The following is a 24,253-nucleotide window of genomic DNA, read 5'->3' as shown; positions in this document are numbered from 1 at the left end:
TATTTCGACACGGTACTTTTTAAAGTTAACCCCGAAATATCATAAACAAAAAGGCCACTAATTTCTTAGCGGCCTTTTTTATTTATCAATTATTTGTTGATTACATTTCCTGCATTTGGAAAGTCATAGATTCTATTACTTTTACCAAAGCTTCTACAGTATCCATAGATGTTAGACATGGTACACCATTTTCAACACTTGCTCTACGGATTCGGAAACCATCTCTTTCGATCTCTTTTCCTTTAGTCATCGTATTTACTACAAACTGAATTCCGCCTTTCTGGATCAAGTCGATTAAATCTTCTTCAGCAGAATCATCTACTTTATTTACTACTTCAGCACGTACACCATTTTCTTCGAAGTATTTAGCTGTTCCGTTCGTTGCATAAATCTTATAACCAATGTTTGAAAATCTGGAAGCTAAGTCTAATGCTTCAGGCTTATGTTTGTCAGCTACAGTGAACAATACAGCTCCGTGTAATGGCACTTTTCTTCCTGCTGCGATCAAACCTTTGTATAATGCTTTTTCCAGTGTAATATCTTTCCCCATTACCTCTCCTGTAGACTTCATCTCAGGTCCTAAAGTAATATCTACTTTGTGTAGTTTGCTGAAAGAGAACACTGGTACTTTTACGAAGATTCCTTCTTTATTTGGTACCAAACCATTTTCATAGCCTTGTTCTTTAAGACTCTTACCCAAGATTGCTTTTGTAGCAATGTTTGCCATCGGCACTTCGGTAATTTTACTTAAGAAAGGCACTGTACGACTGGATCTTGGGTTAACCTCGATTACATATACATTTCCTTCGCTTAGTACGTACTGGATGTTCATTAATCCAATTACTTTAAGTCCTTTTGCAAGGCGGATGGTATAATCTACAAGATCATTAAGATTCTCCTGACAGATATTTTGTGGCGGGTAAACTGCGATAGAGTCTCCAGAGTGTACTCCGGCTCTTTCGATATGTTCCATAATCCCTGGAATCACTACTGTTTCACCATCACAGATAGCATCTACTTCAACCTCTTTACCTGTCAAGTAACGGTCGATTAGCACTGGCTGCTCCGGGCTTGCTTCTACAGCAAATTCCATGTAATGTTCCAGTTCGCTTTGCTTGTATACGATTTCCATTGCCCGTCCTCCTAATACGTAGCTTGGACGTACTAAAACCGGATATCCGATTTCGTTAGCAATCTTAACTGCATCTTCTTTAGAGAAGCATGTTTTCCCTAGTGGCTGTGGAATTCCAAGTTCCTGAAGTGCCTGCTCGAATTTATCTCTGTTTTCAGCTCTGTCAAGATCTTCTAATGAAGTCCCCAGAATCTGAACACCATGTTTAGCTAATTTATCAGCAAGGTTAATCGCTGTCTGACCTCCAAACTGTACTACAACTCCTTTAGGCTTCTCAAGGTCGATAATGCTCATTACATCTTCCTCCGTTAATGGTTCGAAGTATAATTTATCCGAGATAGAGAAGTCTGTAGAAACTGTTTCCGGGTTGTTATTGATGATAATGGCTTCGTACCCCATCTCTTTAATTGCCCATACAGAGTGTACTGTTGCATAGTCAAATTCAACCCCTTGTCCGATACGGATAGGTCCTGAACCTAGTACGATGATCTTTTCCTTGTCTGTTACAACACTTTCATTTTCCTCTTCATAAGTTCCGTAGAAGTATGGTGTTTCGGATTCAAACTCTGCTGCACAAGTATCAACCATTTTGTATACCGGGATAATTCCGTTTTCCTTACGGAATTTGTAAACTTCATCCTGAGTTACATTCCAAAGGTGAGCGATGTTCACATCAGAGAATCCAAGCTTCTTAGCCTCTTTTAGAACTTCAGCATTTTTAACATTCTCAGCGATAGTTTTTTCAAAGTCTACAAGCTTTTTGAATTTCCATACAAAGAACTTGTCAATCTTACTCCACTCTACGATTTGCTCCCAAGAGTAACCTCTTCTTAAAGCATCTCCTATAATGAACATTCTCTCGTCATCAGCTACACGGATTCTTCTTTCGATATCAGCCGGAGTTAAAGCATCTGCTGCCTTAGTTTTCAGACCCAAGTGCTGTATTCCTGTTTCCAGTGAGCGGATAGCCTTCATAATAGACTCTTCGAAGTTTCTTCCGATAGCCATTACCTCTCCTGTTGCCTTCATCTGTGTCGAAAGCTTTCTGTCTGCTGTTTCGAATTTATCGAACGGGAAGCGAGGAATCTTTGTTACCACGTAGTCTAATGCTGGCTCGAAGCAAGCATAAGTTTTACCTGTAACAGGGTTCATCATTTCATCTAGTGTAAGACCAACTGCGATTTTTGCAGCAAGTTTAGCGATAGGATATCCTGTTGCTTTTGAAGCTAAGGCAGATGAACGACTAACTCTTGGGTTAACCTCGATAATATAGTAGTCGAATGAATGCGGGTCTAAGGCTAACTGTACATTACATCCACCCTCAATTCCCAGGGCGCGGATAATTTTCAGAGAAGCATTTCTAAGAAGCTGATATTCTCTGTCAGATAATGTCTGAGATGGTGCAACTACGATAGAGTCTCCGGTATGGATACCTACCGGGTCTACATTCTCCATGTTACAAACTACGATGGCATTGTCATTTGCATCACGCATTACCTCATATTCTATTTCCTTGAATCCGGCAATAGATTTTTCGATAAGACACTGTGTAACCGGGCTGTATTTAAGACCATTAGCTGTAATTTCTTTTAGCTCTGTAGCGTTAGATGCAATACCACCACCTGTTCCACCAAGTGTAAAGGCAGGTCTTACAATTACCGGGTAGCCAATATTCTGAGCAAATTCTAATGCACCTTGTATTGTTGTTACAATTTCAGATTCAGGAACTGGTTCTTTCAGTTCTCTCATTAGTTCGCGAAACAAGTCACGGTCTTCAGCCTGATTAATTGCTGAAAGTTTAGTTCCTAAAACTTCTACTTTGCATTCTTCTAATATTCCTGAATTTTCAAGTTCTACCGCCATGTTAAGACCTGTCTGACCTCCTAAAGTAGGAAGTAAAGCGTCTGGTCTTTCTTTACGGATAATTCTGCTTACAAATTCCAGAGAGATAGGCTCAATATATACTTTATCTGCAATCTCTACATCTGTCATAATTGTTGCAGGGTTAGAGTTCACCAATATTACTCGGTATCCCTCTTCTTTTAGTGCCAAACAAGCCTGCGTTCCTGCATAGTCAAATTCTGCTGCCTGTCCGATGATAATAGGTCCGGAACCAATTACCAAAATAGTTTTTATATCTGTACGTTTTGCCATCTTAGTGAACTTCTTTTTTAGATTTAAACTCATTCATCATATCAATAAACTCATCAAATAGATAGTTTGCATCTTCAGGACCAGGACTAGCTTCCGGGTGATACTGAACTGAGAAGCAAGGGTGTATTTTGTGTTTTACACCTTCATTGGTTCTGTCATTTAGTGCTATGTGAGTTTCTTCAAGATCAGTATTCTTTAAAGATTCCTGATCTACAGCATAACCATGGTTTTGAGAGGTAATGCTTACTTTATTTGTTTTAAGGTCTAATACAGGGTGGTTTCCTCCTCTGTGACCAAATTTTAATTTGAATGTCTTCGCTCCACAAGCTAAGCTTATCAGCTGATGTCCCATACAAATTCCGAAGATTGGAACTTTTCCTAAAAGACCTCTGATCATTTCAAGAGCATGTGGTACATCTTCCGGGTCACCAGGACCGTTGGATAACATAATCCCGTCCGGGTTAATCATTATGATTTCTTCAGCTGTGATATCCTGAGATACTACTGTTACATCACAATCTCTCTGAGTTAGTTCTCTAAGAATTCCCAGTTTTGCTCCAAAGTCTACTAAAACTACTTTTAATCCGCGTCCCGGGCTTGCATAATTGGTTTTGGTAGATACAGCTTCAATCTGGTTAGTTGGGAATGTTGTTGCTTTTAGCTTTTCAACAACAACTTGTTCATCCGCATTCTCGTCTACGATTTTTCCTTTCACAACTCCTTTGCTACGGATAAGTCTCGTTAGCTTTCTGGTATCGATTCCGGAGATCCCACTTAGGTTTTTGTGCTTGAAGAATTCATCCAGATCCATTTGGCTACGGAAATTAGAAGGAAAATCACAAACTTCTTTCACAATTAATCCTTTCATAGCAGGTTCGATAGACTCATAATCGTCTCTGTTGATACCGTAATTCCCAATTAACGGATATGTCATACACACGATCTGTCCACAATATGAAGGATCTGAAATAAGTTCCTGATAGCCGGACATACCAGTATTAAAAACCACTTCTCCTTCTGTGTCTACATTGGCACCGAATCCCACCCCGTGGAAAACTTCGCCGCTTTCTAATATTAGCTTTTTCTTCATTTTATTTTCCTGTACAATGTACAATCAATGCTGCACATTATATTTTTATATTAAATTATTTGCTTTCTTCTTTTGTTTGTTACTTATATAGTTTTGAATGTATAGCCTTTTGCTTCAAGCTCATCTTTTAGAATAGCCATTCTTGCAAAAACGCCGTTCTTCATCTGAGTGAAGATTCTTGAGCGCTTACATTCTACCAGAGTATCATCTATTTCAACACCTCTGTTTATTGGAGCCGGATGCATAATAATAGCATTAGATTTCATTGTTTTCTCGCGCTCTAATGTCAATCCGTATCTCTTGTGATATTCTGCATCTGTGTAGCTCATCTTATCATCATGCCTTTCATGCTGGATCCTCAGAAGCATTAGTACATCTACATCTTTTATAAGCTCGTCCAGGGGTTGATAAGTACCATTGATAATAGCGCCTTCATCAAACCATTTGGATGGACCTGAAAAACTAACCTTTGCACCTAGTTTTCTTAAAGCCTGAGCATTTGAGTTGGCAACACGGCTATGCTTCACATCGCCTACGATACCAACCTTTAGTCCTTCAAAGCTTCCAAACTCTTGTTTGATTGTCAGCAAATCCAACATTGACTGGCTTGGATGGTTTCCTTTACCGTCACCTCCATTGATAATCGGAATATTAATGTTTTCCAGCTGATCAAAGTAGTGGTCTTCTTTATGACGAATAACAACAATGTTCACACCTATAGATTCTATTGTTTTTACAGTATCATATAAGCTTTCTCCTTTGTTAACCGAACTGGTCATTGCTTCAAAAGGCACTACTTGTAGTCCGAGTTTTCTTTCAGCCATATCAAAACTTGTTTTGGTACGGGTACTGTCTTCGAAGAACATGTTTGCGCAAAAGCAATCACCTACAATTTTAGCTTGTTTACCATTAGCAAATTCAGCAGCTTCTTCGAGAATTTTTTCAATCTTTTCTGTACTTAGTTCGGTTATTGTTAGCATATTATCTATAGTTTAAGCATAAAAAAAACGAAGACCAAAAAGCCTTCGTTTTAAAAAATAAATATCTTTATGGCTGGTAAGCCATCAAATTTCACGTCTTGTACTTGTATAGTAGGGTGCAATGTTTCCATTGGGTGCAAATATACAACATTTAATGATACAACAAAATAAGAATTTCAAATTAAATTAAAAATAGCAAAGAATTCTGTGGTAATATAATATTAGTGTTTAATGTTTACGAATACTCCATATAAATCTGTTAATAATTTATTTTAAACAATATAGATATAAATATAAAATTGCTAATTTATTATATATTTGCTAAAATGATATAGCCATGGAAAACACATGTCCTAAATGCAAGAGCAACAAGGTGGTAAAAAGTGGTATCGTGAACGAAAAACAACGCTTTCATTGCAAGAACTGCAACTATTATTTCACAGTCAAGAAACTTGGGAAGCAGATTGATGATTATTATGTAACGAAGGCACTCCAGTTATATTTGGAAGGCTTAAGCTATCGTGAAATAGAGAGAATCATAGGGGTTTCCCACGTTACGATAAGCTCATGGATCAAAAAATACAATATCACGAGACCACCTCATTCAGAATTCCATCCTGTATATAAGATACTAAAACAAAATGAGTTGATTGAGTATATCACTCAGGAAGAAAACATCAAGAACTCAGGAATCATCATCACCCAATTTGCAGACAAGTATATGCTGATTAAATGGGAGCGTTTTAAACAGTAATAATTTTAAACAAGTAGATAAATAACTATACTATTACCACTAATATATATTAAATTTTCATAAACAAATTATTAATTACAATTTGGCTTTCACAAAAAACAATGCCAAAAATTAATAATTTATGAAGAAATTACTTACATTTATTGGATTAACCTTAATCGTCAGCTCTATGTATTCGCAAGGCTCTCCTGATTACGGCAGTGGATTAAAAATCAACCTCAATCCGGACGGAGATAAATTCGTAAGATTTATTTTGTGGGACCAACTTTGGTTGAGAAACACCTCAATGAACCCTGGAAGCATGGTGGGAAATGAACCTACCAACAATTCCTGGAGCATAGGAAACAGAAGGTTACGCGCCTTAGCATACGCACAAATATCCAAAAGATATATGATTCTCCTGCATTTTGGAATCAACAACCAGACCTTCATCAATGGTGGAGCATCAGGTACTTCAGGAACAGGAGGATATGGAAACGGAAAGAAAACACAGCTATTCTTTCATGATGCCTGGAATGAATTTGCAGTTATTATGCCGGGAGAAGCAGGAAAATTTAGTTTGTCATTGGGAGCGGGATTACATTATTACATGGGGCTATCCCGTATGACCATGGCATCTACACTAAATTTTCTCACTATTGATTCTCCAGTTTTTACATGGCCATTAATTGATAATTCGGATCAGTTTGCAAGACAGCTTGGAATATTCGCCAAAGGTAAATATGGAAAACTGGAATATCGTTTTAGCCTGAACAAACCCTTTGCTACCGACCTTACCCCCATCAACGCAACAGATCCATCAAAAGCCGTAGCAATAGACAACAACGGAAACCCAAGCTTCTCAAAAGCCGGATACATAGAATACCAATTCCTTGATGAGGAATCCAATACGTTACCTTTCAAGGTAGGTTCTTATCTGGGAACCAAGAAAGTATTCAATCTAGGAGCAGGATTCTACCATCAGGCAGACGGAACAAAAACTTCTGTCAATTCGGATATTAAAAAGCATGACATTACCCTTTTTGCAGTGGATGCTTTTGCAGATATTCCTTTGGGAGGAGCAAAGAATAAAATGGCTATTTCCGCTTACGCCGGATATTATAATTATAACTTTGGACCCAACTATGTAAGAAATTTGGGAATCATGAATATCGCAACCACGGATCCTAATTTTATCGGAAACAAAGCGATTGCAGGCCCTGGAAATCTACAACCCACCATCGGAACAGGCAATATCATCTATGCACAGGCAGGCTTACTGTTGCCAAGCCAAGCAGAAAAGCCAAAAATCAGAATACAACCCTTCGCAGCCTACACTCACAAAAGCTTTGAAGCATTCGATAAATCTTCCTCACAATTCGATATTGGTGCCAACTGGTTCATAGATGGACATCATGCGAAGATCACCACCCAATATTCAACAAGACCTGTATACACAACCCCATCAGACAGCCCTTCCTCAAAAGGAGAATTCATTGTACAGTTTCAGATCTACTTATAAGCGTAATAACTTACATATCCAACCCAATAAAAACTTTGGATGAATTAACATCATTTCCCCCATTAACATCAAAACCAATCGATATGAGTGAAAATCACCATGAAAGCTACGAGAATATGACTGATAAGCAAAAGAACCGCACTATCTGGAGCGTCATCACCGCCTCATCCCTCGGAACATTAATTGAATGGTATGACTTCTACATCTTTGGAAGTTTGGCCATCGTTTTAGCCACAAAATTCTTCCCTGCAGACAATCCAACCGCAGCATTTTTATCTACCTTAGCCACTTTTGCAGCTGGATTTGTAGTAAGGCCATTTGGAGCCTTATTCTTTGGAAGACTGGGAGACCTTATTGGAAGAAAATATACATTCCTCGTCACTTTACTGATCATGGGGTTCTCTACCTTCCTCATCGGATGTATCCCGAGTTATAAAACCATCGGATTCATCGCTCCTGTCTTAGTTCTGATTCTAAGATTACTACAAGGTTTGGCTCTTGGAGGTGAATACGGAGGTGCTGCCACCTATGTTGCGGAATATGCCCAACCTCATCGAAGAGGCTACTGGACTTCATGGATCCAAACCACAGCAACAGCAGGACTTTTCATTTCACTGATTGTCATCCTGATTACCAAAAGCACTCTTTCAGCAGAAGAATTCGACAACTGGGGATGGAGGATTCCTTTCTGGATTTCCATTCTAATGGTAGCAGTATCTTATATCATTAGAAAGAACATGAAGGAATCTCCTCTTTTTGCCAAGGCTAAAAGTGAAGGGAAAACATCAAAAAACCCACTGAAGGAAAGCTTTGGAAACAAATACAATTTCAAATTCGTGCTATTGGCTCTTTTTGGAGCTGCCATGGGACAAGGGGTAATCTGGTATACGGGACAGTTCTATGCCATGAGCTTCATGCAAAAGGTAATGAATATAGAATCCACACAAGTAGACTACCTAATGGCAACCGCTTTATTTCTAGGAACTCCATTCTTTGTGCTCTTCGGATGGCTTTCTGACAAAATTGGACGAAAGGCAGTGATGATGACCGGAATGCTGATAGCCATCCTAGCCTATAGACCCATTTATGACAGCATGTTCAAAAGCGTGAGCATTGAAAATAAAACCATAGCCGTCAATGGGATCACAGAGAAAAGAATTGCAAAAATCCACAATGACATCACTACAGACAGCCTTGTTACCTTTCACAAGGAAACTCTTTTTACCGACGGAACATTAATCAAAAAAGACAGCATTGTTCACTGGTCTCCAAGTGGCCCCGTCATGAAGGACGGAAAGATTGAGGAACCAAAGGTTTCCCAATCCGTAAATGTAAGTGACAACACAAAATTATATCTGGTATTCTTGGTATTCATTCAGGTTATATTCGTAACCATGGTATATGGACCTATTGCAGCCTTTCTTGTAGAAATGTTCCCAGTGAGGATTCGCTACACATCAATGTCCCTGCCTTATCATATTGGGAACGGGGTCTTTGGAGGACTTCTTCCGGCAGTGGCTACCTATCTGGTTACAACAGGAAAAGAAGCTAATCACACTGCGTGGTATCTTGAAGGACTTTGGTATCCGATTGGAGTGGCTGCAGTCTGCTTGGTCATTGGATTGATTTATCTTAAAAATAAAAACAATAATCTTCACGATTAACCACCGAATCACTCAAATTTCATTAATTTTAAAACTATTAAAATGAACGGACTAAAAAAAATATTAGGCATTCTTTGGATTGCAATAGCATTAATCGTAGGGTATTTCGGAATCACCGTCATGGGGATACCAAAAATTACCTCAGGGAAGCAGGAAGATTTGGTTTTCGGAATCATCATCTTATTCGTGCTGACGCCGATTGTATCAGGCGGAATGGCCATCTTCGGTTACTATGCATTAACAGGAGAATATTCTGACGATAAGATATAATTATAAAAGACACATGATACTTGATGGGTGTTCAATCTACCCATCAAGTACCTTTTCAGAAAGCATTTATGAAAAGAAGACACGAGCAAAAACTGGTTATCCTGAGCATTGGATTGATGATTGCCTTCAGCATACCCATCTCACTACTCTTCAATAGTGAGCGGGAAGTTTTGGGTTATCCCCTGATTTTGATCTACCTGTTCGTCGTTTGGTTGATTTCCATCATTATTTCTTTTGTAATCGTTAAAAAATACAATGAATAGCTTTGCATTGTTCTTCGTAGTTCTGTTTTACCTGGCTCTTCTGTTCTTGGTCGCCCATCTGGCAGAGAAGAAAAGAAGCAAACTATGGATCAACAATCCTTATATCTATGCGTTGTCTTTGGCTGTGTATTGTTCGGCGTGGACCTACTATGGAAGTATTGGTGTGGCAGCTACAAGTGGGCTGGACTACCTACCTATCTACATTGGTCCCGCCATGATTATTCCGGCATGGATTTATATCAACACAAGAATCGTAAGGATTTCAAGGGTAAACAAAATAAGCAGCCTTGCCGATTTCATTGCCCTGAGGTACGGAAACAGCAGAAGCTTAGGCGCCATCATCACCATTGTCTGTCTTTTGGCCATCGTCCCTTACATTGGATTGCAAATCAAAGCAATCTCCGAGACCTTTCATTTGGTGACGGAAACCTCTATATCAAAAAATCTCTTGAGTGATAACGCCACATTCGTCGTTATATTGATTGCTTTATTTTCCTCTTATTACGGAACGAGATATGTGGATGCTTCGGAAAAACGTTTGGGAATCATTTCCGCCATAGCATTGGAAAGTTTCCTGAAGCTTTTCTTCATCATCATCCTTGGTCTTTTCGTGATATACTATGTCTTTGACGGATTCGCGGATATTTATCAGAAAGCCAGTCATTTTGAGGACTTCAAGGAGAAAAATACCTTCAATGGAATTGAAGGCGCCATGAACTGGATGGTTCTGTGTATGATTTCAGCAACGGCTATCTGCATATTACCAAGACAGTTCCATGTTGCTGTTGTGGAAAACAGACAGGAAAAACATATCAGAACCGCTATTTGGTTCTTTCCCCTTTATCTGCTGATCTTCACAATATTCATTTTTCCGATTGCCTGGGGAGGAAGACTGATTTTTGATGGACAAAAAGTAAACCCAGAGTTCTACTCCATCCTGATTCCACAGTATTTTGATAATACCTTGATTACCGTTTTGGTCTTTCTTGGAGGATTGAGCTCGTGCATCTCCATGATCATTATTTCCGCCATTACTTTATCCATTATGCTTTCCAATAACCTCATCATTCCTTATGGATTACTTGGAAAGTTCAAATCCGAAAGCGAGGAGCAGAATACACGAAACATTACCAACATCAGAAAATTCAGCATCTTCGCCCTCATCATCATGGCATTTGTTTTCTATAAATATTTCATCTTGCAGACATCATTGGATTCCGTAGGGTTGATTTCATTTGTGGTAATTGCACAATTAGCACCTGCATTCTTTGGAGCTATATTCTGGAGAAGAGGAAGCTATAAAGGCACCATAATTGGTCTTACTGCCGGATTGGCAATATGTTATTTCGGATTGATCATTCCACAGTATTATTTTTCATACAATCAAGAATTCAAAGGAGTTTTAAGAGATATGTACAATTCCTTCGACTTCTTTACAATTCCCTATTTATCCAAAATTTCTGAGATTTTCTTTTGGTCTCTTTTAGTAAACACAGGCTTATTCACCATCATTTCAGCCAGTACCAAAGGGAATTACCGCGAAAGGAACTTTGCAGAGCTTTATATTGATATAGATAAATATATCCTGAATCACGAAAATGCATTTATTTGGCGGGGAACTGCTTATGTTTCAGATATTAAAAATATATTAGAACGTTTTTTAGGTAAAAAGAAAACCGAACAGGCGATAAGAATTTTCAATTTAAAATATAATATAGACTCGCAGACAGAAACCACTGATTCCAGGTTTATAAAATTTTCGGAAAACCTTTTAGCAGGCAGAATAGGTACTGCATCTGCAAAAATTTTAATTGAAGGTGTAACCAAAGAAGATAAAATTTCTTTGAAAGAAGTTTTAAAAATATTAGAAGAATCCAAAGAGAACATCAGCCTCAATAAAAAACTTACAGAACAATCGGAAGAACTTAAACAACTCTCCCACAACCTTACAACAGCCAATGAAAATCTGATAATGAAAGACCAGCAAAAAAATGATTTTCTGGATACCGTAGCCCATGAGCTGAGAACACCTATTACAGCGATTCGTTCAGCAGGGGAAATACTAGCAGATGATCATGATATTCCATTAGAAATTAAAAAAGAATTTCTGAATAATATTATTACGGAATCCGACAGATTGAGTGAAATAATTAATGATATTCTTTACCTGGATAAACTGGAACATAATGAAGTGCCTTTGAATATACAGAAGTATAATATTGTTGAAACTTATAGAAAGGCACTCAAACCGCTGCTTCATATGATACAACAAAAAAATGTTTATTCAACTGAAATTGATCTTCTGAAACGGCATTTATATGAATATGATGAAGCAAAATTTATTCAGCTATTCCAAAATATTATTGGCAATGCTTTAAAATTCACTAATGAGCAAGGTAATATACAAGGTAAATTATATGAAAAAGAACATCTGCTAATTGTTGAAATATCTAATACAGGTAAAAATATTCCGGAAGAGGATCTGGAAAATATTTTTGATAGATTCTACCAATCCAAAAATCAGAACAGGATAAAGCCTGTGGGCAGCGGATTAGGACTGGCAATATCAAAAAAAATTATTGAGGCACATCGCGGATTAATAAAAGCTGAAAATAACAAATTTGGAGTTACCTTTACCATTATACTTCCGGAAAATAATAGAAAGCAACAAACTATATAACGAACAATAAATGAAAATAAAATATGAAAAAGATTATCATTGCAGATGATGAACACAAAATACTGATGTCTCTGGAATATAGCTTTAGAAAAAGCGGTTACGAGGTGTTTATTGCAAGAGATGGAACCGAGGTCCTAAATTTTCTGAAAACCATTACTCCTGATGTTATTATACTGGATATTATGATGCCAAATCTGGATGGGTATAGTACCCTGGAAATTATAAAACAACAAAAAGCTCTGAGTGATATTAAAATTATTTTATTAAGTGCCAAAAATACACCGAAAGATATTGAAAAAGGAATGATTCTGGGTGCAGATGCTTATGTAGGGAAACCTTATTCTATTAAAAAATTAATCCAGCAAATGGAAGACTTGTTTCAATAGAAGATTATCAAATCTCTGGGGTACTAATAATATGTTGGCATATCATTATAAATCAGTCAATATTTATCACCTCAATTTTTTATTTCAGAATGACAAAACATAGCCATTAGACGTAAAAGTAATACCTGTGACAAGTAGAAAGTAGGGACTAACAAATAAAAAACATTAACTTTATAAAAACTTAAACTTTCAAAAATGAAATTGATATGAGAAATTACCAGATTGAAAACTTAATGGATTATTTTAAGCAATACAAAAAATCCATTAAAAACCCTAAAAAATTCTGGGACAAAATTGCAGACGAAAACTTCGTATGGTACCAAAGATGGAGCAAGGTTCTGGAATACGATATGGAAGAGGCCGACATCAAATGGTTTAAAAATGCAAAACTAAATATTACCAAAAACTGTCTGGACAGGCACCTTAATGAAAGAGGAGACAAAACAGCTATAATCTGGGAACCCAACGATCCTAAAGAAGAAGCTCAACATATCACTTATAAAGATCTGCATGAGAGAGTATGCAAAATGGCCAATATACTAACTGAACTGGGAGTAAAAAAAGGCGATCGTGTATGTATATATTTACCTATGATTCCGGAACTGGCAGTAACAATGCTTGCTTGCGCAAAGATGGGCGCTGTACACTCCGTTATTTTTGCTGGTTTCTCTTCTTCTGCAATTGCTTCCAGAGCACAGGATTGTGGTGCTAAAGTAATTGTATGTTCAGACGGTAGCTATAGAGGAAACAAAGCTCTTGATCTTAAAGGTATTGTGGATGAGGCTTTGGATAATCATGACACAGGTATTGATAAAGTATTGGTGGTAAAACGTACCAATACTGAAGTTAAAATGAAAGAAGGAAGAGACTTCTGGCTGGATGATTATTATGAAAAAGCATCTTCTGACTTTGTTACCAAAGTAATGGATGCAGAGGATCCGTTATTTATACTTTATACATCCGGTTCTACTGGTAAGCCAAAAGGCATGTTACATACATGTGCCGGTTACATGGTATATACGGCTTATACTTTTAAAAATGTATTCGATTATCAGGAGAATGATATTTACTGGTGTACAGCAGATATAGGCTGGATTACAGGACATTCTTATATATTATATGGTCCTTTGTGTAATGGTGCCACCACTATTATTTTCGAAGGGGTACCAAGTTATCCGGAAGCAGACCGTTTTTGGCAGGTAGTAGAGAAACATAAAGTGACTCAGTTTTATACTGCACCTACAGCTATCCGTTCTTTGGCTAAAGAAAATTCTGAATGGGTGGACAAGCATGACCTTAGCAGCTTAAGAGTTATCGGTTCCGTTGGTGAACCAATCAACGATGAAGCATGGCACTGGTATAATGACCACGTAGGAAATAAAAAATGTCCTATAGTAGATACCTGGTGGCAAACTGAGACAGGTGGTATTCTTATATCCCCTATCCCATTTGTTACACCTACTAAGCCTACCTACGCAACTTTACCACTTCCGGGAGTTCAGCCAGTACTAATGGATGATAAGCGTAACGAGATTACCGGGAATCAGGTTACCGGAAACCTTTGTATCCGTTTCCCTTGGCCCGGAATCGCACGTACAATCTGGGGAGACCACCAACGTTATAAAGAAACTTATTTCTCAGCTTTCCCCGGTAAGTATTTCACAGGTGATGGCGCATTAAGAGATGAGGTTGGCTATTATCGTATTACAGGACGTGTAGACGATGTTATTATCGTATCAGGCCACAATCTGGGTACCGCTCCAATTGAAGACAGTATCAACCTTCATCCTGCGGTTGCAGAATCTGCAATTGTGGGTTACCCTCATGATATTAAAGGCAATGCTCTGTACGGCTATGTAATCCTTAAGGAAACGGGTGAGAATCGTGATAAGGATAACCTGAAAAAAGAAATCAACCTATTGATTTCCGATAGCATAGGCCCAATTGCCAAACTGGACAAAATTCAATTTGTATCTGCACTTCCAAAAACCCGTTCGGGAAAAATTATGAGAAGGATCTTAAGAAAGATTGCTGAAGGAGATTTCAGTAATTTCGGAGATATCTCAACACTATTAAATCCTGAAATTGTAGAAGAAATAAAGAATGAACGTATTGAATAATATTTTATTACTATTATATAATATTTTTTAATAACTTTATAGAGGATTAAAAAAATCTTTGCCATGTCTAATATCATAACCGGATTATTTAATAATCAACGCGACTACAAAAAACTGGAAACCGACTTGGAAAATTCCGGATTTAGTAATTCAGATTATATTGTATATCTGAACGAAGATGTGAATGCTAATTATATGGCCAGCGTTGTGATCAAAACCGATAGTGAGGCTGAAAAAGCTAAGCTGGTCTTTGATCAGAATAATGTGCTAAAAGTTTATTGGTTTGAAAATATGACCATTGACGAGGCTAAAAGTTATGAAAATCTGAAAAAAGAAATCGATGTAAGGAATAAATATCAGATTCATAGCTTTCCAGATCTTAAGTTTAAGTCTTCAAGCGAAGGAATGGGATCTGAAGTTAAATCTTAATTTTTTTACTACTCTTAATGAACTACTCCGCAGGATTTTTCCTGCGGTTTTTATTTTAACTCCTTTTATTTAGTTGATTTCCTTTATCTTTGATTGTATATACCAGTTTATGAAGAAGATTCTTTTCGGAGCAGCAATACTTTCAGTATTTATAGCCAGGGCACAGCAAAAAACCTATGCCAATCCCGTAAATGTAGATTATGGCTATACGCCTATTCCAAATTTTGCAACACAGGGAAAACACAGGGCTACTGCCGATCCGGTAATTGTAACTTTCAAAGGAAAATATTTCATGTTTTCTACAAACCAATGGGGTTACTGGTGGAGCGATGATATGCTGAACTGGAAATTTGTCTCCCGTAAATTTCTTCTTCCACAACATAAAGTATTTGACGAATTGTGTGCACCAGCCGTCTTTGTAATGAAAGATGCTATGTATGTTATTGGCTCGACTCACAATCCTGATTTCCCCATTTGGAAAAGTACAGATCCCACCAAAGATAATTGGGAAATTGCTGTAAAAGAATTTAAAGTAGGTGCATGGGATCCTGCTTTCCATTACGATGAAGATACAGATAAACTTTATCTATACTGGGGCTCCAGTAATGCCTATCCTATTCTGGGAACGGAGATTAACACCAAAACCTTACAATCTGAAGGTTATGTAAAACCTCTTTTAGGATTAGAGCCTTCGGAGCATGGCTGGGAAAGATTTGGAGAATATAATGACAATACCTTTTTACCGCCTTTTATTGAAGGTGCATGGATGACCAAGCATAATGGAAAGTATTACCTGCAATATGGCGCTCCGGGGACAGAATTCAGTGGTTACGGAGATGGCGTTTATGTAAGTGACAAACCATTAGAAGGCTTTACCTACCAGAGCCATAACCCTTTTTCTTACAAACCTGGCGGATTTGCCAGAGGGGCCGGGCACGGAGCTACATTTGAAGATAATTACAAAAACTGGTGGCATATTTCTACCATAGTTATATCAACCAAAAATAACTTTGAAAGGAGAATGGGGATCTGGCCTGCCGGATTCGACAAAGATGATGTAATGTACACCAATACAGCTTATGGCGACTACCCTACTTACCTTCCACAATATGCACAGGGAAAAGACTTCAGCAAAGGACTTTTTGCCGGATGGATGCTGCTAAATTATCAGAAACCCGTTCAGGTTTCCTCAACTTTAGGTGGATTTCAGCCAAATCTCGCAGTAGATGAAGATATTAAAACCTATTGGAGTGCAAAAACCGGAAATGCAGGAGAATGGTACCAGACAGATTTAGGTGATATTTCTACAGTCAACGCCATACAAATCAATTATGCCGATCAGAATGCAGAGTTTTTAGGTAAAACGCTGAATAAGATGCACCAGTATAAGATCTACGCTTCTAATGACGGAAAATCATGGAAAACAATTATAGACAAAAGCAAAAACCAAAAAGATGTACCGCACGATTATGTTGAGTTGGAAACTCCGGTGAAAGCACGTTTTCTGAAAATGGAAAATCTGAAAATGCCTACCGGAAAGTTTGCATTAAGCGGATTCAGAGTATTTGGTAAAGGTTCCGGAGAAAGACCACCAGCAGTAGAAAACTTTGTTGCACTGCGTGCTGAACCAAGAAAAAATGCCGACAGAAGAAGTGTATGGTTCAAATGGAAGCAAAATGATCTGGCGGATGGTTATGTTATCTATTTTGGTAAATCTCCCGACAAATTATACGGAAGCATTATGGTATATGGTAAGAATGAATATTACTTTACCGGAGCAGATAAGAGTGATGCTTATTACTTCCAGATTGAAGCTTTTAATGCTAATGGCATTTCGGAACGAACACCGGTAATGAAATCGGAATAGACAATGGCTATATTACAGATAATTTTGGAAATTTTATCGGTATTGGCTGTTGTAAGCGTGCTGATTCCGTTTATTAAAAATGATTACTGGACATTTCGAATTTTTGATTACCCAAGGTTTCAAAAATTCGTTATTCTTATTATCCTTACAATAGCCTGGTTTTTCATATTTCCGGAACCTAATAATTTTCAGAAAATCCTTTTATGGCTTCAGATTTTATGTATTCTCTATCTTGCTTATCTCATTCTTCCCTATACCTTTTTAGGCAAGAAAATGATAAACAGAACAATTCCGAAGCCTGAAGAGAAACCATTAAATTTATTAGTTTGTAATGTCTATCAGGACAATACGAATCACACAAAACTTTGTCAACTAATAGAGTCCAAAGATCCGGATATTGTATTTCTTCTGGAAACAGATAATCACTGGAAGACTGGCCTAAAAAAAGCTACAGATAAATATACCTATAAAATTGAAGTACCGCTAGATAATACTTATGGTCTATTGTTTTACTCGAAGTTAAAATTATTACATTCAGAAGTCAAATATCTGGTCAGTAAAGAGATTCCTTCGATCATTGCAGATGTAGAATATAGTGGCGATGTTGTACGACTTTATGGCATACATCCCACGCCCCCGGTTCCGCAGGAAAATGAAGAAAGTACTGAAAGAGATGCCGAGATTCTTCTGGTAGGTAAACAGGCAAAAGAGTATGCAAAACCAGCCATTGTTTTTGGTGATCTGAATGACGTTGCCTGGTCGCATACTACAAAACTATTCCTCAAAATAAGCGGATTATTAGATGCCCGCAGAGGACGTGGAATGTACAATACTTTTCATGCAAAATACTGGTTTTTGAGATGGCCTCTTGACCATTTTTTTATAAGTTCGCATTTCCGTTTGGTCAATATGAAAGTCGAAAAATCTGTTGACTCCGATCACTTTCCTATTAGTCTTTCTTTGGTCATAAGATCACAGGATAAGAGTGAAAAATTTGATGCTAATGCTGAAGATCATGCAGAAGCACAGGAAAAAATTGAAGAAGGACTGGAAAAAGGAGATGCAAATAATTAAAAAACAAACATTTTGATTTACATAAAAGTAAATAGATAAATAAATTATCCTAAAACTTTCCGAAAAAACAGATAAATCCATACATTTGTCTTATGAAAATAGCATTCCTCGGGCCCCAAGCCTCATTTACTCAGTTAACCGCTACCCAAATTTTTCCAAATGAAGAACTAATTCCACAATCCAGTATTCTGGACTGTTTTCTGGCGGTTAAAAATGATTTGGTAGACAAGGCTGTAGTTCCTTTAGAAAACTCTATTGAAGGGACTGTTTCTATGACTCTGGACTATCTGTATGATACCAGTAATATTGTTATAGAAGCTGAAGCTGTAATGCCTATTTCGCACCAGCTTATGATTCATCCTTCCCATGATAACAGTGAAGAAATTGAGAAGATTTACTCGCACCCACAGGCACTTGCGCAGTCTTATCACTTTCTGAACAAGAATTATCCTGAAGTGGTAAAACAGGAATTTGCATCAACAGCTGCTGCAGCTAAAAAAGTTTCTGAAACTCCTGAACGCAAAATTGCGGCGGTAGCAAATTCGTTTGCAGCAAAATTATATGGTTTAAAAATCATCAATAGTAATATTCAGGATTTTGAACAAAATCATACCCGTTTTATCGTTATCTCTAAGAAAAAAGCTGATTGGACAACCGAACTGCCAAAGGTAACAGAGAAGACAAGTCTTTTAATAACACTTCCTGAAGATCATGCCGGAGGTTTGCATCAGGTATTGTCTGTTTTTGCATGGAGAAAACTAAACCTTAGCAAGATAGAATCCAGAACCCTTAAAACTGGTTTAGGAAATTACTTCTTCTTCATCAATATCGATGGTCCCTGGAAAGAAGTATTGATTAAAAATTCATATGAAGAACTGGAAAGTATTGGTGCTAATATAAAACCGTTAGGCCATTATTCAGAATATATGCTGGAAAGCTAGTTTAAGTACGAAGTTAGAAATAGTGGTATTTAGTTTCGTAATTCTAACTTCGTACTTATTTATATTTTCCTTTCCATTTTTTTTCCTGCTCTGCATCTATTTTCTTCTCGGTTGAGTTATTCCCCGGATTATAGAATTTCGTTCCGGAAATCTCTTCAGGTAAAAACTCCTGATCTACAAAACTCCCCTCATAGCTATGAGCATATTTGTATTCTTTTCCGTAATCCATTTCTTTCATCAATTTGGTAGGTGCATTTCTCAGATGTAGTGGCACCGGAAGATTTCCAGTTTGCCTTACCAAACTCATGGCATCATTAATAGCCATATAAGCCGAATTACTCTTTGGTGACACCGCTAAATATACCGCACATTCGCTTAGGAGAATCCTTGCTTCGGGATTACCAATTACATTGATGGCCTGAAAACAATTGTTGGCCATAATAAGAGCATTGGGATTTGCCAATCCAATGTCTTCTGAAGCAGAAATAAGCATCCTGCGGGCAATGAATTTGATATCTTCTCCTCCTACCAACATTCTGGCCAGCCAATAGACAGCCCCGTTAGGATCAGAGCCTCTTATAGATTTTATAAAGGCAGAAATAATATCATAATGCTGCTCTCCATTTTTATCATAGAGCGCCATATTTTCCTGAAGGACACTTAGTACATCTTCATTCTCAATTTCTGTTTTCTTACTATGAAGAAACTGATTCAGTACAATCTCAACAGAATTAATAAGCTTTCTGGCATCACCACCGGAATACTGGATGAATGCAGCTTTATCTTTTAAACTGAATTTTGTTCCGGAATCTTTATTATATCTTTCAACAGCAACATCTGCAAGGCCTTCAAGCTTTTCATAGTCTAAAGCTTTTAAAACATAAACCTGGCTTCTTGACAGCAATGCTGATACTACTTCAAAACTAGGATTTTCAGTTGTAGCTCCGATCAGAACAATCCAACCCTTTTCTACGGCATGTAGCAAACTATCCTGCTGACTCTTATTGAACCTATGGATCTCATCAATAAACAGAATCGGGCTTTTGCCTGAGAAAAGATTCTGCTGCTTGGCCTGTTCTATAACTTCACGTACGTCTTTAACACCGGAGGACACAGCACTAAGTTTGAAAAATTTCCTTCCGGAATTTTCTGAAATAATCTCCGAAAGCGTTGTTTTCCCTGTTCCCGGAGGTCCCCAGAATATAATAGAGTTCAGTGTATCATGCTCTACCATCTTACGTATAGGACCGTTTGGACCGGTTAAATGTTCCTGCCCGATAACTTCATCTAAATTCTTTGGTCGCAGTTTCTCTGCTAAAGGGATATTTGTACTCATGAAATCAGAATAGAAAGCATAATATTTAATGCTTTAAGTTTCCAAATTTACAGAAATTTCGCCTATTTTTGTGAGTATTAAAGTCGAGAATGTTAAATAAAATACTGATTTTCCCTTTCGTTATGCTGATAAGATTTTATCAGTATGCTATATCACCATGGCTGGGAAAAAACTGCAGATATACCCCTACATGCTCGCAATATACACTTGAAGCGTTAAAGATACACGGTCTGTTTAAAGGAGGTTATCTGGGTGCCAAAAGAATACTAAGTTGCCATCCATGGGGCGGCAGTGGCTACGACCCTGTTCCCAGAAAACATAAATGTTAATAATAAACTATCTATAAATGAACAATATTCTTCTAAGAATCTACTTATTCGTTTTTGCGTTGTTCGCTCAGGGTCTATTCTCTCAGAATCATACTGACGGATTATCCGATGGAACACTGATTGTAAATAAAGAGAAAAAAATCCCTGTGAAAATCTTTGCCACTACATCGGGCAGAGATTTTGGAAGCTTCGTCCAGAAACCCCAGAACAGTAACATTCTGATTATTCTGAACAGCTCTGTAAACGAGTATGCTTCTACTCCGGTTTTCGAGGAATACAAAATTCATGGCTACAAACTTCTGAATAAAAAATTCCAACCGGCAGATATCAGTAATCCAAAAGATTACAAATATTTCTACAAACCTCTAAATCCACAAAATGATATAGAAGAAGGTGCGAAAGCTGAATTGGAAACTCCATATAAAATATGGGATCCTTCTGTAGGATTTAAATTAGGACCCATTACATTACACTTCTATAGCTTAATGTTCGTTTTTGCATTTGGATTTGGTTATATCCTGATGAAGAGAATATTCAAGATAGATGGTGTAGATCAGAAATACCTGGATCCCCTTTTCACCTGGACTTTAATTGGTACTATACTAGGTGCTCGTTTAGGACACGTTATTTTCTATCAGCCAGAATTATTTAAACAAGACTTCTGGTCAGTATTTTTACCTATCCAGACAAAACCAGAATTCAAATTTACCGGATTCTCAGGTCTTGCAAGTCACGGTGCTACAATAGCCCTAATCCTTACAACACTATATTATTCGTATAAAATTATCAAAAAGAATCCTTTCTGGGTTTATGACAGACTTGGTATTGTAGTCGCTTTAGGTGGTGCTTTTGTAAGAATGGGTAACTTCTTCAACTCAGAAATCATCGGAAAACAGGTAGATCCAAATTCTCCTTTCGCTATATTATTCCCACAGCAGAGCAGTGAGTATGGTATTACAGTACCACGCTACCCTAGCCAGTTATTTGAAGCAATAGGTTATGTTCTTTTATTTATCCTTCTTTGGTATCTTTACCGTAAGACAGACAAGAAATATCAACAAGGATGGTTATTTGGCTTATTCTTTATTATCCTTTGGGCAATCAGATTTTTTGTAGAGTTCCTTAAAGAGCCTCAGGGAGATGAATTTATCCAGTTTGCAGGTCTTAATACCGGACAGATTTTAAGTATTCCGTTTATGCTTGCAGGTTTTGCTATTATGCTTTATTCTAAAAAAAATAAACTGGAAAAATAATTTTTCATTACTTTTGTTGTTCAAATAATAAACAAAGCACTATGGGATTTATAAAAGAATTTAAAGAATTTGCAGTTAAAGGCAATGCCTTTGATCTGGCAGTAGGGGTAATCATTGGTGGAGCATTTGGTAAAATTGTTACAAGTGTAATCGATGACCTTGTAATGCCAATTGTTGCTGCTATCGCAGGAAAACCTGATTTCAGCAGTATTTATTTTGCAATGGGAAAAGGCTCCGAGCTTATCCCGGCAGGCGCTACTTTGGCTAAAGCTAAAGAACTGGCTCCGGATGCAGCAATTTTTGCTTATGGTAATTTTATTACTGTTGCTATCAACTTCATACTATTAGCTTTTGTAGTATTCTTAATGGTTAAGAGTATCAACAAAATGAAAAAGAAACAAGCAGACGAACCTGCAGCAGAACCATCTTCTACTGACAAGTTATTGATGGAAATTCGCGATCAATTGAAGAAGAACTAATTATTCTTCCTATCAGATAAAGTAAAGAAAGGCCGGAATATATTCCGGCCCTTTTTATGTAGTTTTTATTGTACATTCGTGTATTAAAACTTTATATTTTAACTCAGCTGATTGTGAGTCCCTATAAGTATAAGTTTTAATATTTATTTAGTTTTTCCAGTTTACTTTTAGCATTATTATTATCTGGGGAAAGAGCCAAAATTTTCCTGTAACACGTTTTTGCTTTTTCAATGTACCCCTTGGCAATATAAGCATCGGCAAGGCTATCCCACACATTTAATGATTGAGGATAATTCTTAGCATTGATTTCGAAAACAGAAACTGCAATATCAGGTATTTGCCTGTCATGGAGAGCTATATATCCAATGGTATTTACAAAATTCTCATCTGGTTTCATGTCCAAAAACAGTTCTTTATGGATTTTTTTATTATAATTAGCCAATACTTTTGGATCCTTAGTTACTTCATTAATATCTATTTCATAAGGCTGAAAGAGATAGCGAAGACCATAATAAGTAGCAGGTATAGTCACTGTAAGATGTTTTTCATCTTCAAAGTATTTTACTTCTGCACGGAGATCAGGAGATTTATTTTTTTTCAGAAGTTCATAAAATTCCATACCCCACTGATAATGCCTTTTATCCTCATGAAAGTTATTAGCTAATGCAATATACACTCGTGCCTTCAAATCAATTTGTTTCTCCAGTATTTCTTTTCCTCTTTTTCCTATATAATTATGGTCCCAAAACCAGGAAGGGTCAATAAGCAAATAATAACTAAACATTTTCGGATTTTCAAGCAGGCAATGCAAAGCAAACAATCCGCCCATTGAATGTCCTATAATCATATTTTGTGGAACAGTTCTGAAAGAATTATTAATCTCAGGCATTAATTCTTTTTCTATAAAGTTCATAAAATCATTTGCCTTTCCACTACTCTTAAATGCTACAATATCTTCCTTATCCAAATAATTCAAAGAATTTGTAGGGGTAAAATCCCTGGTCCGGTCGGTATTTTCGATAGATACAATTATTAATTCAGGAATTTGAAGTTTTAAATTGAATGAAGAGTGCATAGATTGTGATATACCTGATACTTCAAGAAATTTACTTCTTTCACCATCTAGAACATAAGCGACAATATATCTTTTATTTGGATTGCTTTTATAAGAGGCTGGCAAATAAACAGAATAAGTTCTATTCTCTTTAAGAACTTTAGAATGTATTGTATACTTCTGCCCTAAAACAATCATATCATTTGTTGATTGTGCAAAGGAAAAACCTGTATTTAAAATGAAGGAGGAAAGTACAATGAAGGCATTTATAGAATTCTTAAGTATATTTTTAAAACCGTTTATCATTAAAATCATTTTTTAAAGTCTTGAAAAGTTATACAAATGTCCAAATTTACATATTGCACTAATATTTAAATAGAAATAAGTGCACTAATATAGTCTCATTATCATCTATTTACACATTAAAAGTCTACATATTACACGGAATGCACTATAAACGCCTTATAATAAAAAAACAAGGCCGAAATATATTCCGG

The 24,253-nt window shown here is 37.0% G+C and carries 20 protein-coding genes; 15 read left to right on the top strand and 5 right to left on the bottom strand.

From position 1 onward, the window contains the following. Positions 1 to 100 precede the first annotated feature (100 nt). The 3 genes from carB to C8J95_RS04605 form a co-directional block, all read right to left on the bottom strand. Positions 101 to 3,286, bottom strand: a complete 3,186-nt coding sequence (gene carB, locus C8J95_RS04615; RefSeq protein ID WP_107809029.1) for a carbamoyl-phosphate synthase large subunit — start codon at positions 3,284 to 3,286, stop codon at positions 101 to 103. A gap of 1 nt (position 3,287) precedes the next feature. Further along, positions 3,288 to 4,376: a carbamoyl phosphate synthase small subunit gene (locus tag C8J95_RS04610; RefSeq protein WP_107809028.1), complete on the bottom strand. Its 1,089-nt coding sequence runs from the start codon at positions 4,374 to 4,376 to the stop codon at positions 3,288 to 3,290. An 83-nt stretch (positions 4,377 to 4,459) separates the two neighbouring features. After that, on the bottom strand, positions 4,460 to 5,356 hold the full coding sequence (locus C8J95_RS04605) for an aspartate carbamoyltransferase catalytic subunit (RefSeq protein ID WP_107808948.1): 897 nt from the start codon (positions 5,354 to 5,356) through the stop codon (positions 4,460 to 4,462). 337 nt (positions 5,357 to 5,693) lie between these two features. On the opposite strand from C8J95_RS04605, the gene C8J95_RS04600 reads away from it, so the two are divergent. From C8J95_RS04600 to pheA, 12 genes are all read left to right on the top strand, one after another. Next, the gene (locus tag C8J95_RS04600) at positions 5,694 to 6,110 is read left to right on the top strand and encodes a helix-turn-helix domain-containing protein (protein ID WP_107808947.1); all 417 of its coding nucleotides are present in this window, start codon (positions 5,694 to 5,696) and stop codon (positions 6,108 to 6,110) included. 121 nt (positions 6,111 to 6,231) lie between these two features. After that, complete coding sequence (locus C8J95_RS04595) at positions 6,232 to 7,611, top strand: porin (protein WP_107808946.1); 1,380 nt, start codon at positions 6,232 to 6,234, stop codon at positions 7,609 to 7,611. A gap of 83 nt (positions 7,612 to 7,694) precedes the next feature. Next, the gene (locus C8J95_RS04590; RefSeq protein WP_107808945.1) at positions 7,695 to 9,275 is read left to right on the top strand and encodes an MFS transporter; all 1,581 of its coding nucleotides are present in this window, start codon (positions 7,695 to 7,697) and stop codon (positions 9,273 to 9,275) included. 42 nt (positions 9,276 to 9,317) lie between these two features. Beyond that, on the top strand, positions 9,318 to 9,545 hold the full coding sequence (locus C8J95_RS04585; protein WP_107808944.1) for a DUF6814 family protein: 228 nt from the start codon (positions 9,318 to 9,320) through the stop codon (positions 9,543 to 9,545). Between the two features lie 68 nt (positions 9,546 to 9,613). After that, a complete protein-coding gene (locus C8J95_RS04580; protein WP_107809027.1) occupies positions 9,614 to 9,808 on the top strand; it encodes a hypothetical protein in 195 nt (64 codons plus the stop codon). Beyond that, complete coding sequence (locus C8J95_RS04575; protein ID WP_107808943.1) at positions 9,801 to 12,488, top strand: ATP-binding protein; 2,688 nt, start codon at positions 9,801 to 9,803, stop codon at positions 12,486 to 12,488. The genes C8J95_RS04580 and C8J95_RS04575 overlap by 8 nt, the downstream gene beginning before the upstream one ends. A 23-nt stretch (positions 12,489 to 12,511) precedes the next feature. Continuing rightward, the gene (locus C8J95_RS04570) at positions 12,512 to 12,874 is read left to right on the top strand and encodes a response regulator transcription factor (protein WP_107808942.1); all 363 of its coding nucleotides are present in this window, start codon (positions 12,512 to 12,514) and stop codon (positions 12,872 to 12,874) included. A gap of 206 nt (positions 12,875 to 13,080) precedes the next feature. Next, a complete protein-coding gene (gene acs / locus C8J95_RS04565; RefSeq protein ID WP_107808941.1) occupies positions 13,081 to 14,994 on the top strand; it encodes an acetate--CoA ligase in 1,914 nt (637 codons plus the stop codon). A gap of 63 nt (positions 14,995 to 15,057) precedes the next feature. Then, complete coding sequence (locus tag C8J95_RS04560) at positions 15,058 to 15,423, top strand: hypothetical protein (RefSeq protein ID WP_107808940.1); 366 nt, start codon at positions 15,058 to 15,060, stop codon at positions 15,421 to 15,423. Between the two features lie 109 nt (positions 15,424 to 15,532). After that, a complete protein-coding gene (locus tag C8J95_RS04555; RefSeq protein WP_107808939.1) occupies positions 15,533 to 17,290 on the top strand; it encodes a discoidin domain-containing protein in 1,758 nt (585 codons plus the stop codon). Between the two features lie 3 nt (positions 17,291 to 17,293). Then, positions 17,294 to 18,364: an endonuclease/exonuclease/phosphatase family protein gene (locus C8J95_RS04550; RefSeq protein WP_107808938.1), complete on the top strand. Its 1,071-nt coding sequence runs from the start codon at positions 17,294 to 17,296 to the stop codon at positions 18,362 to 18,364. Positions 18,365 to 18,456: 92 nt separating this feature from the next. Further along, the gene (gene pheA / locus C8J95_RS04545; RefSeq protein WP_107808937.1) at positions 18,457 to 19,305 is read left to right on the top strand and encodes a prephenate dehydratase; all 849 of its coding nucleotides are present in this window, start codon (positions 18,457 to 18,459) and stop codon (positions 19,303 to 19,305) included. A 55-nt stretch (positions 19,306 to 19,360) separates the two neighbouring features. Here pheA and C8J95_RS04540 read toward each other — a convergent pair whose 3' ends face one another. Then, positions 19,361 to 20,641: a replication-associated recombination protein A gene (locus C8J95_RS04540; protein WP_107808936.1), complete on the bottom strand. Its 1,281-nt coding sequence runs from the start codon at positions 20,639 to 20,641 to the stop codon at positions 19,361 to 19,363. A gap of 89 nt (positions 20,642 to 20,730) precedes the next feature. On the opposite strand from C8J95_RS04540, the gene yidD reads away from it, so the two are divergent. The 3 genes from yidD to mscL all read left to right on the top strand — a co-directional run bounded on the left by yidD (position 20,731) and on the right by mscL (position 22,702). Further along, positions 20,731 to 20,970, top strand: a complete 240-nt coding sequence (gene yidD, locus C8J95_RS04535; RefSeq protein ID WP_034868211.1) for a membrane protein insertion efficiency factor YidD — start codon at positions 20,731 to 20,733, stop codon at positions 20,968 to 20,970. Positions 20,971 to 21,377: 407 nt separating this feature from the next. Continuing rightward, complete coding sequence (gene lgt, locus C8J95_RS04530; protein ID WP_370446823.1) at positions 21,378 to 22,223, top strand: prolipoprotein diacylglyceryl transferase; 846 nt, start codon at positions 21,378 to 21,380, stop codon at positions 22,221 to 22,223. Between the two features lie 41 nt (positions 22,224 to 22,264). Beyond that, positions 22,265 to 22,702 carry a large conductance mechanosensitive channel protein MscL gene (gene mscL / locus C8J95_RS04525; RefSeq protein ID WP_107808934.1) on the top strand — a complete coding sequence of 146 codons (438 nt, stop codon included), beginning with the start codon at positions 22,265 to 22,267 and terminating at the stop codon, positions 22,700 to 22,702. Positions 22,703 to 22,838: 136 nt separating this feature from the next. Here the strand turns inward: mscL and C8J95_RS04520 are convergent, their stop codons facing one another. After that, positions 22,839 to 24,062 (bottom strand): alpha/beta hydrolase-fold protein, encoded by a 1,224-nt coding sequence (locus C8J95_RS04520; protein ID WP_158267940.1) that lies wholly within the window; start codon positions 24,060 to 24,062, stop codon positions 22,839 to 22,841. Positions 24,063 to 24,253: the final 191 nt, after the last annotated feature.

Source organism: Elizabethkingia sp. YR214, assembly GCF_003058195.1.
Classification (GTDB): Bacteria; Bacteroidota; Bacteroidia; order Flavobacteriales; family Weeksellaceae; genus Elizabethkingia.
The sequence above is the reverse complement of the archived record's forward strand: the minus strand, read 5'-3'. Positions and strand labels throughout refer to the sequence as shown.

What these genes read in the sequence shown, in the direction of transcription:
- mscL (WP_107808934.1), top strand. Translation starts at nt 22,265, where the DNA reads ATGGGATTTATAAAAGAATTTAAAGAATTTGCAGTTAAAGGCAATGCC.
- C8J95_RS04575 (WP_107808943.1), top strand. Translation starts at nt 9,801, where the DNA reads ATGAATAGCTTTGCATTGTTCTTCGTAGTTCTGTTTTACCTGGCTCTT.
- C8J95_RS04520 (WP_158267940.1), bottom strand. Translation starts at nt 24,062, where the DNA reads ATGATAAACGGTTTTAAAAATATACTTAAGAATTCTATAAATGCCTTC.
- carB (WP_107809029.1), bottom strand. Translation starts at nt 3,286, where the DNA reads ATGGCAAAACGTACAGATATAAAAACTATTTTGGTAATTGGTTCCGGA.
- C8J95_RS04580 (WP_107809027.1), top strand. Translation starts at nt 9,614, where the DNA reads ATGAAAAGAAGACACGAGCAAAAACTGGTTATCCTGAGCATTGGATTG.
- C8J95_RS04610 (WP_107809028.1), bottom strand. Translation starts at nt 4,376, where the DNA reads ATGAAGAAAAAGCTAATATTAGAAAGCGGCGAAGTTTTCCACGGGGTG.
- C8J95_RS04595 (WP_107808946.1), top strand. Translation starts at nt 6,232, where the DNA reads ATGAAGAAATTACTTACATTTATTGGATTAACCTTAATCGTCAGCTCT.
- C8J95_RS04585 (WP_107808944.1), top strand. Translation starts at nt 9,318, where the DNA reads ATGAACGGACTAAAAAAAATATTAGGCATTCTTTGGATTGCAATAGCA.
- pheA (WP_107808937.1), top strand. Translation starts at nt 18,457, where the DNA reads ATGAAAATAGCATTCCTCGGGCCCCAAGCCTCATTTACTCAGTTAACC.
- C8J95_RS04560 (WP_107808940.1), top strand. Translation starts at nt 15,058, where the DNA reads ATGTCTAATATCATAACCGGATTATTTAATAATCAACGCGACTACAAA.
- C8J95_RS04590 (WP_107808945.1), top strand. Translation starts at nt 7,695, where the DNA reads ATGAGTGAAAATCACCATGAAAGCTACGAGAATATGACTGATAAGCAA.
- acs (WP_107808941.1), top strand. Translation starts at nt 13,081, where the DNA reads ATGAGAAATTACCAGATTGAAAACTTAATGGATTATTTTAAGCAATAC.
- C8J95_RS04600 (WP_107808947.1), top strand. Translation starts at nt 5,694, where the DNA reads ATGGAAAACACATGTCCTAAATGCAAGAGCAACAAGGTGGTAAAAAGT.
- C8J95_RS04540 (WP_107808936.1), bottom strand. Translation starts at nt 20,641, where the DNA reads ATGAGTACAAATATCCCTTTAGCAGAGAAACTGCGACCAAAGAATTTA.
- C8J95_RS04550 (WP_107808938.1), top strand. Translation starts at nt 17,294, where the DNA reads ATGGCTATATTACAGATAATTTTGGAAATTTTATCGGTATTGGCTGTT.
- C8J95_RS04570 (WP_107808942.1), top strand. Translation starts at nt 12,512, where the DNA reads ATGAAAAAGATTATCATTGCAGATGATGAACACAAAATACTGATGTCT.
- yidD (WP_034868211.1), top strand. Translation starts at nt 20,731, where the DNA reads ATGTTAAATAAAATACTGATTTTCCCTTTCGTTATGCTGATAAGATTT.
- C8J95_RS04605 (WP_107808948.1), bottom strand. Translation starts at nt 5,356, where the DNA reads ATGCTAACAATAACCGAACTAAGTACAGAAAAGATTGAAAAAATTCTC.
- C8J95_RS04555 (WP_107808939.1), top strand. Translation starts at nt 15,533, where the DNA reads ATGAAGAAGATTCTTTTCGGAGCAGCAATACTTTCAGTATTTATAGCC.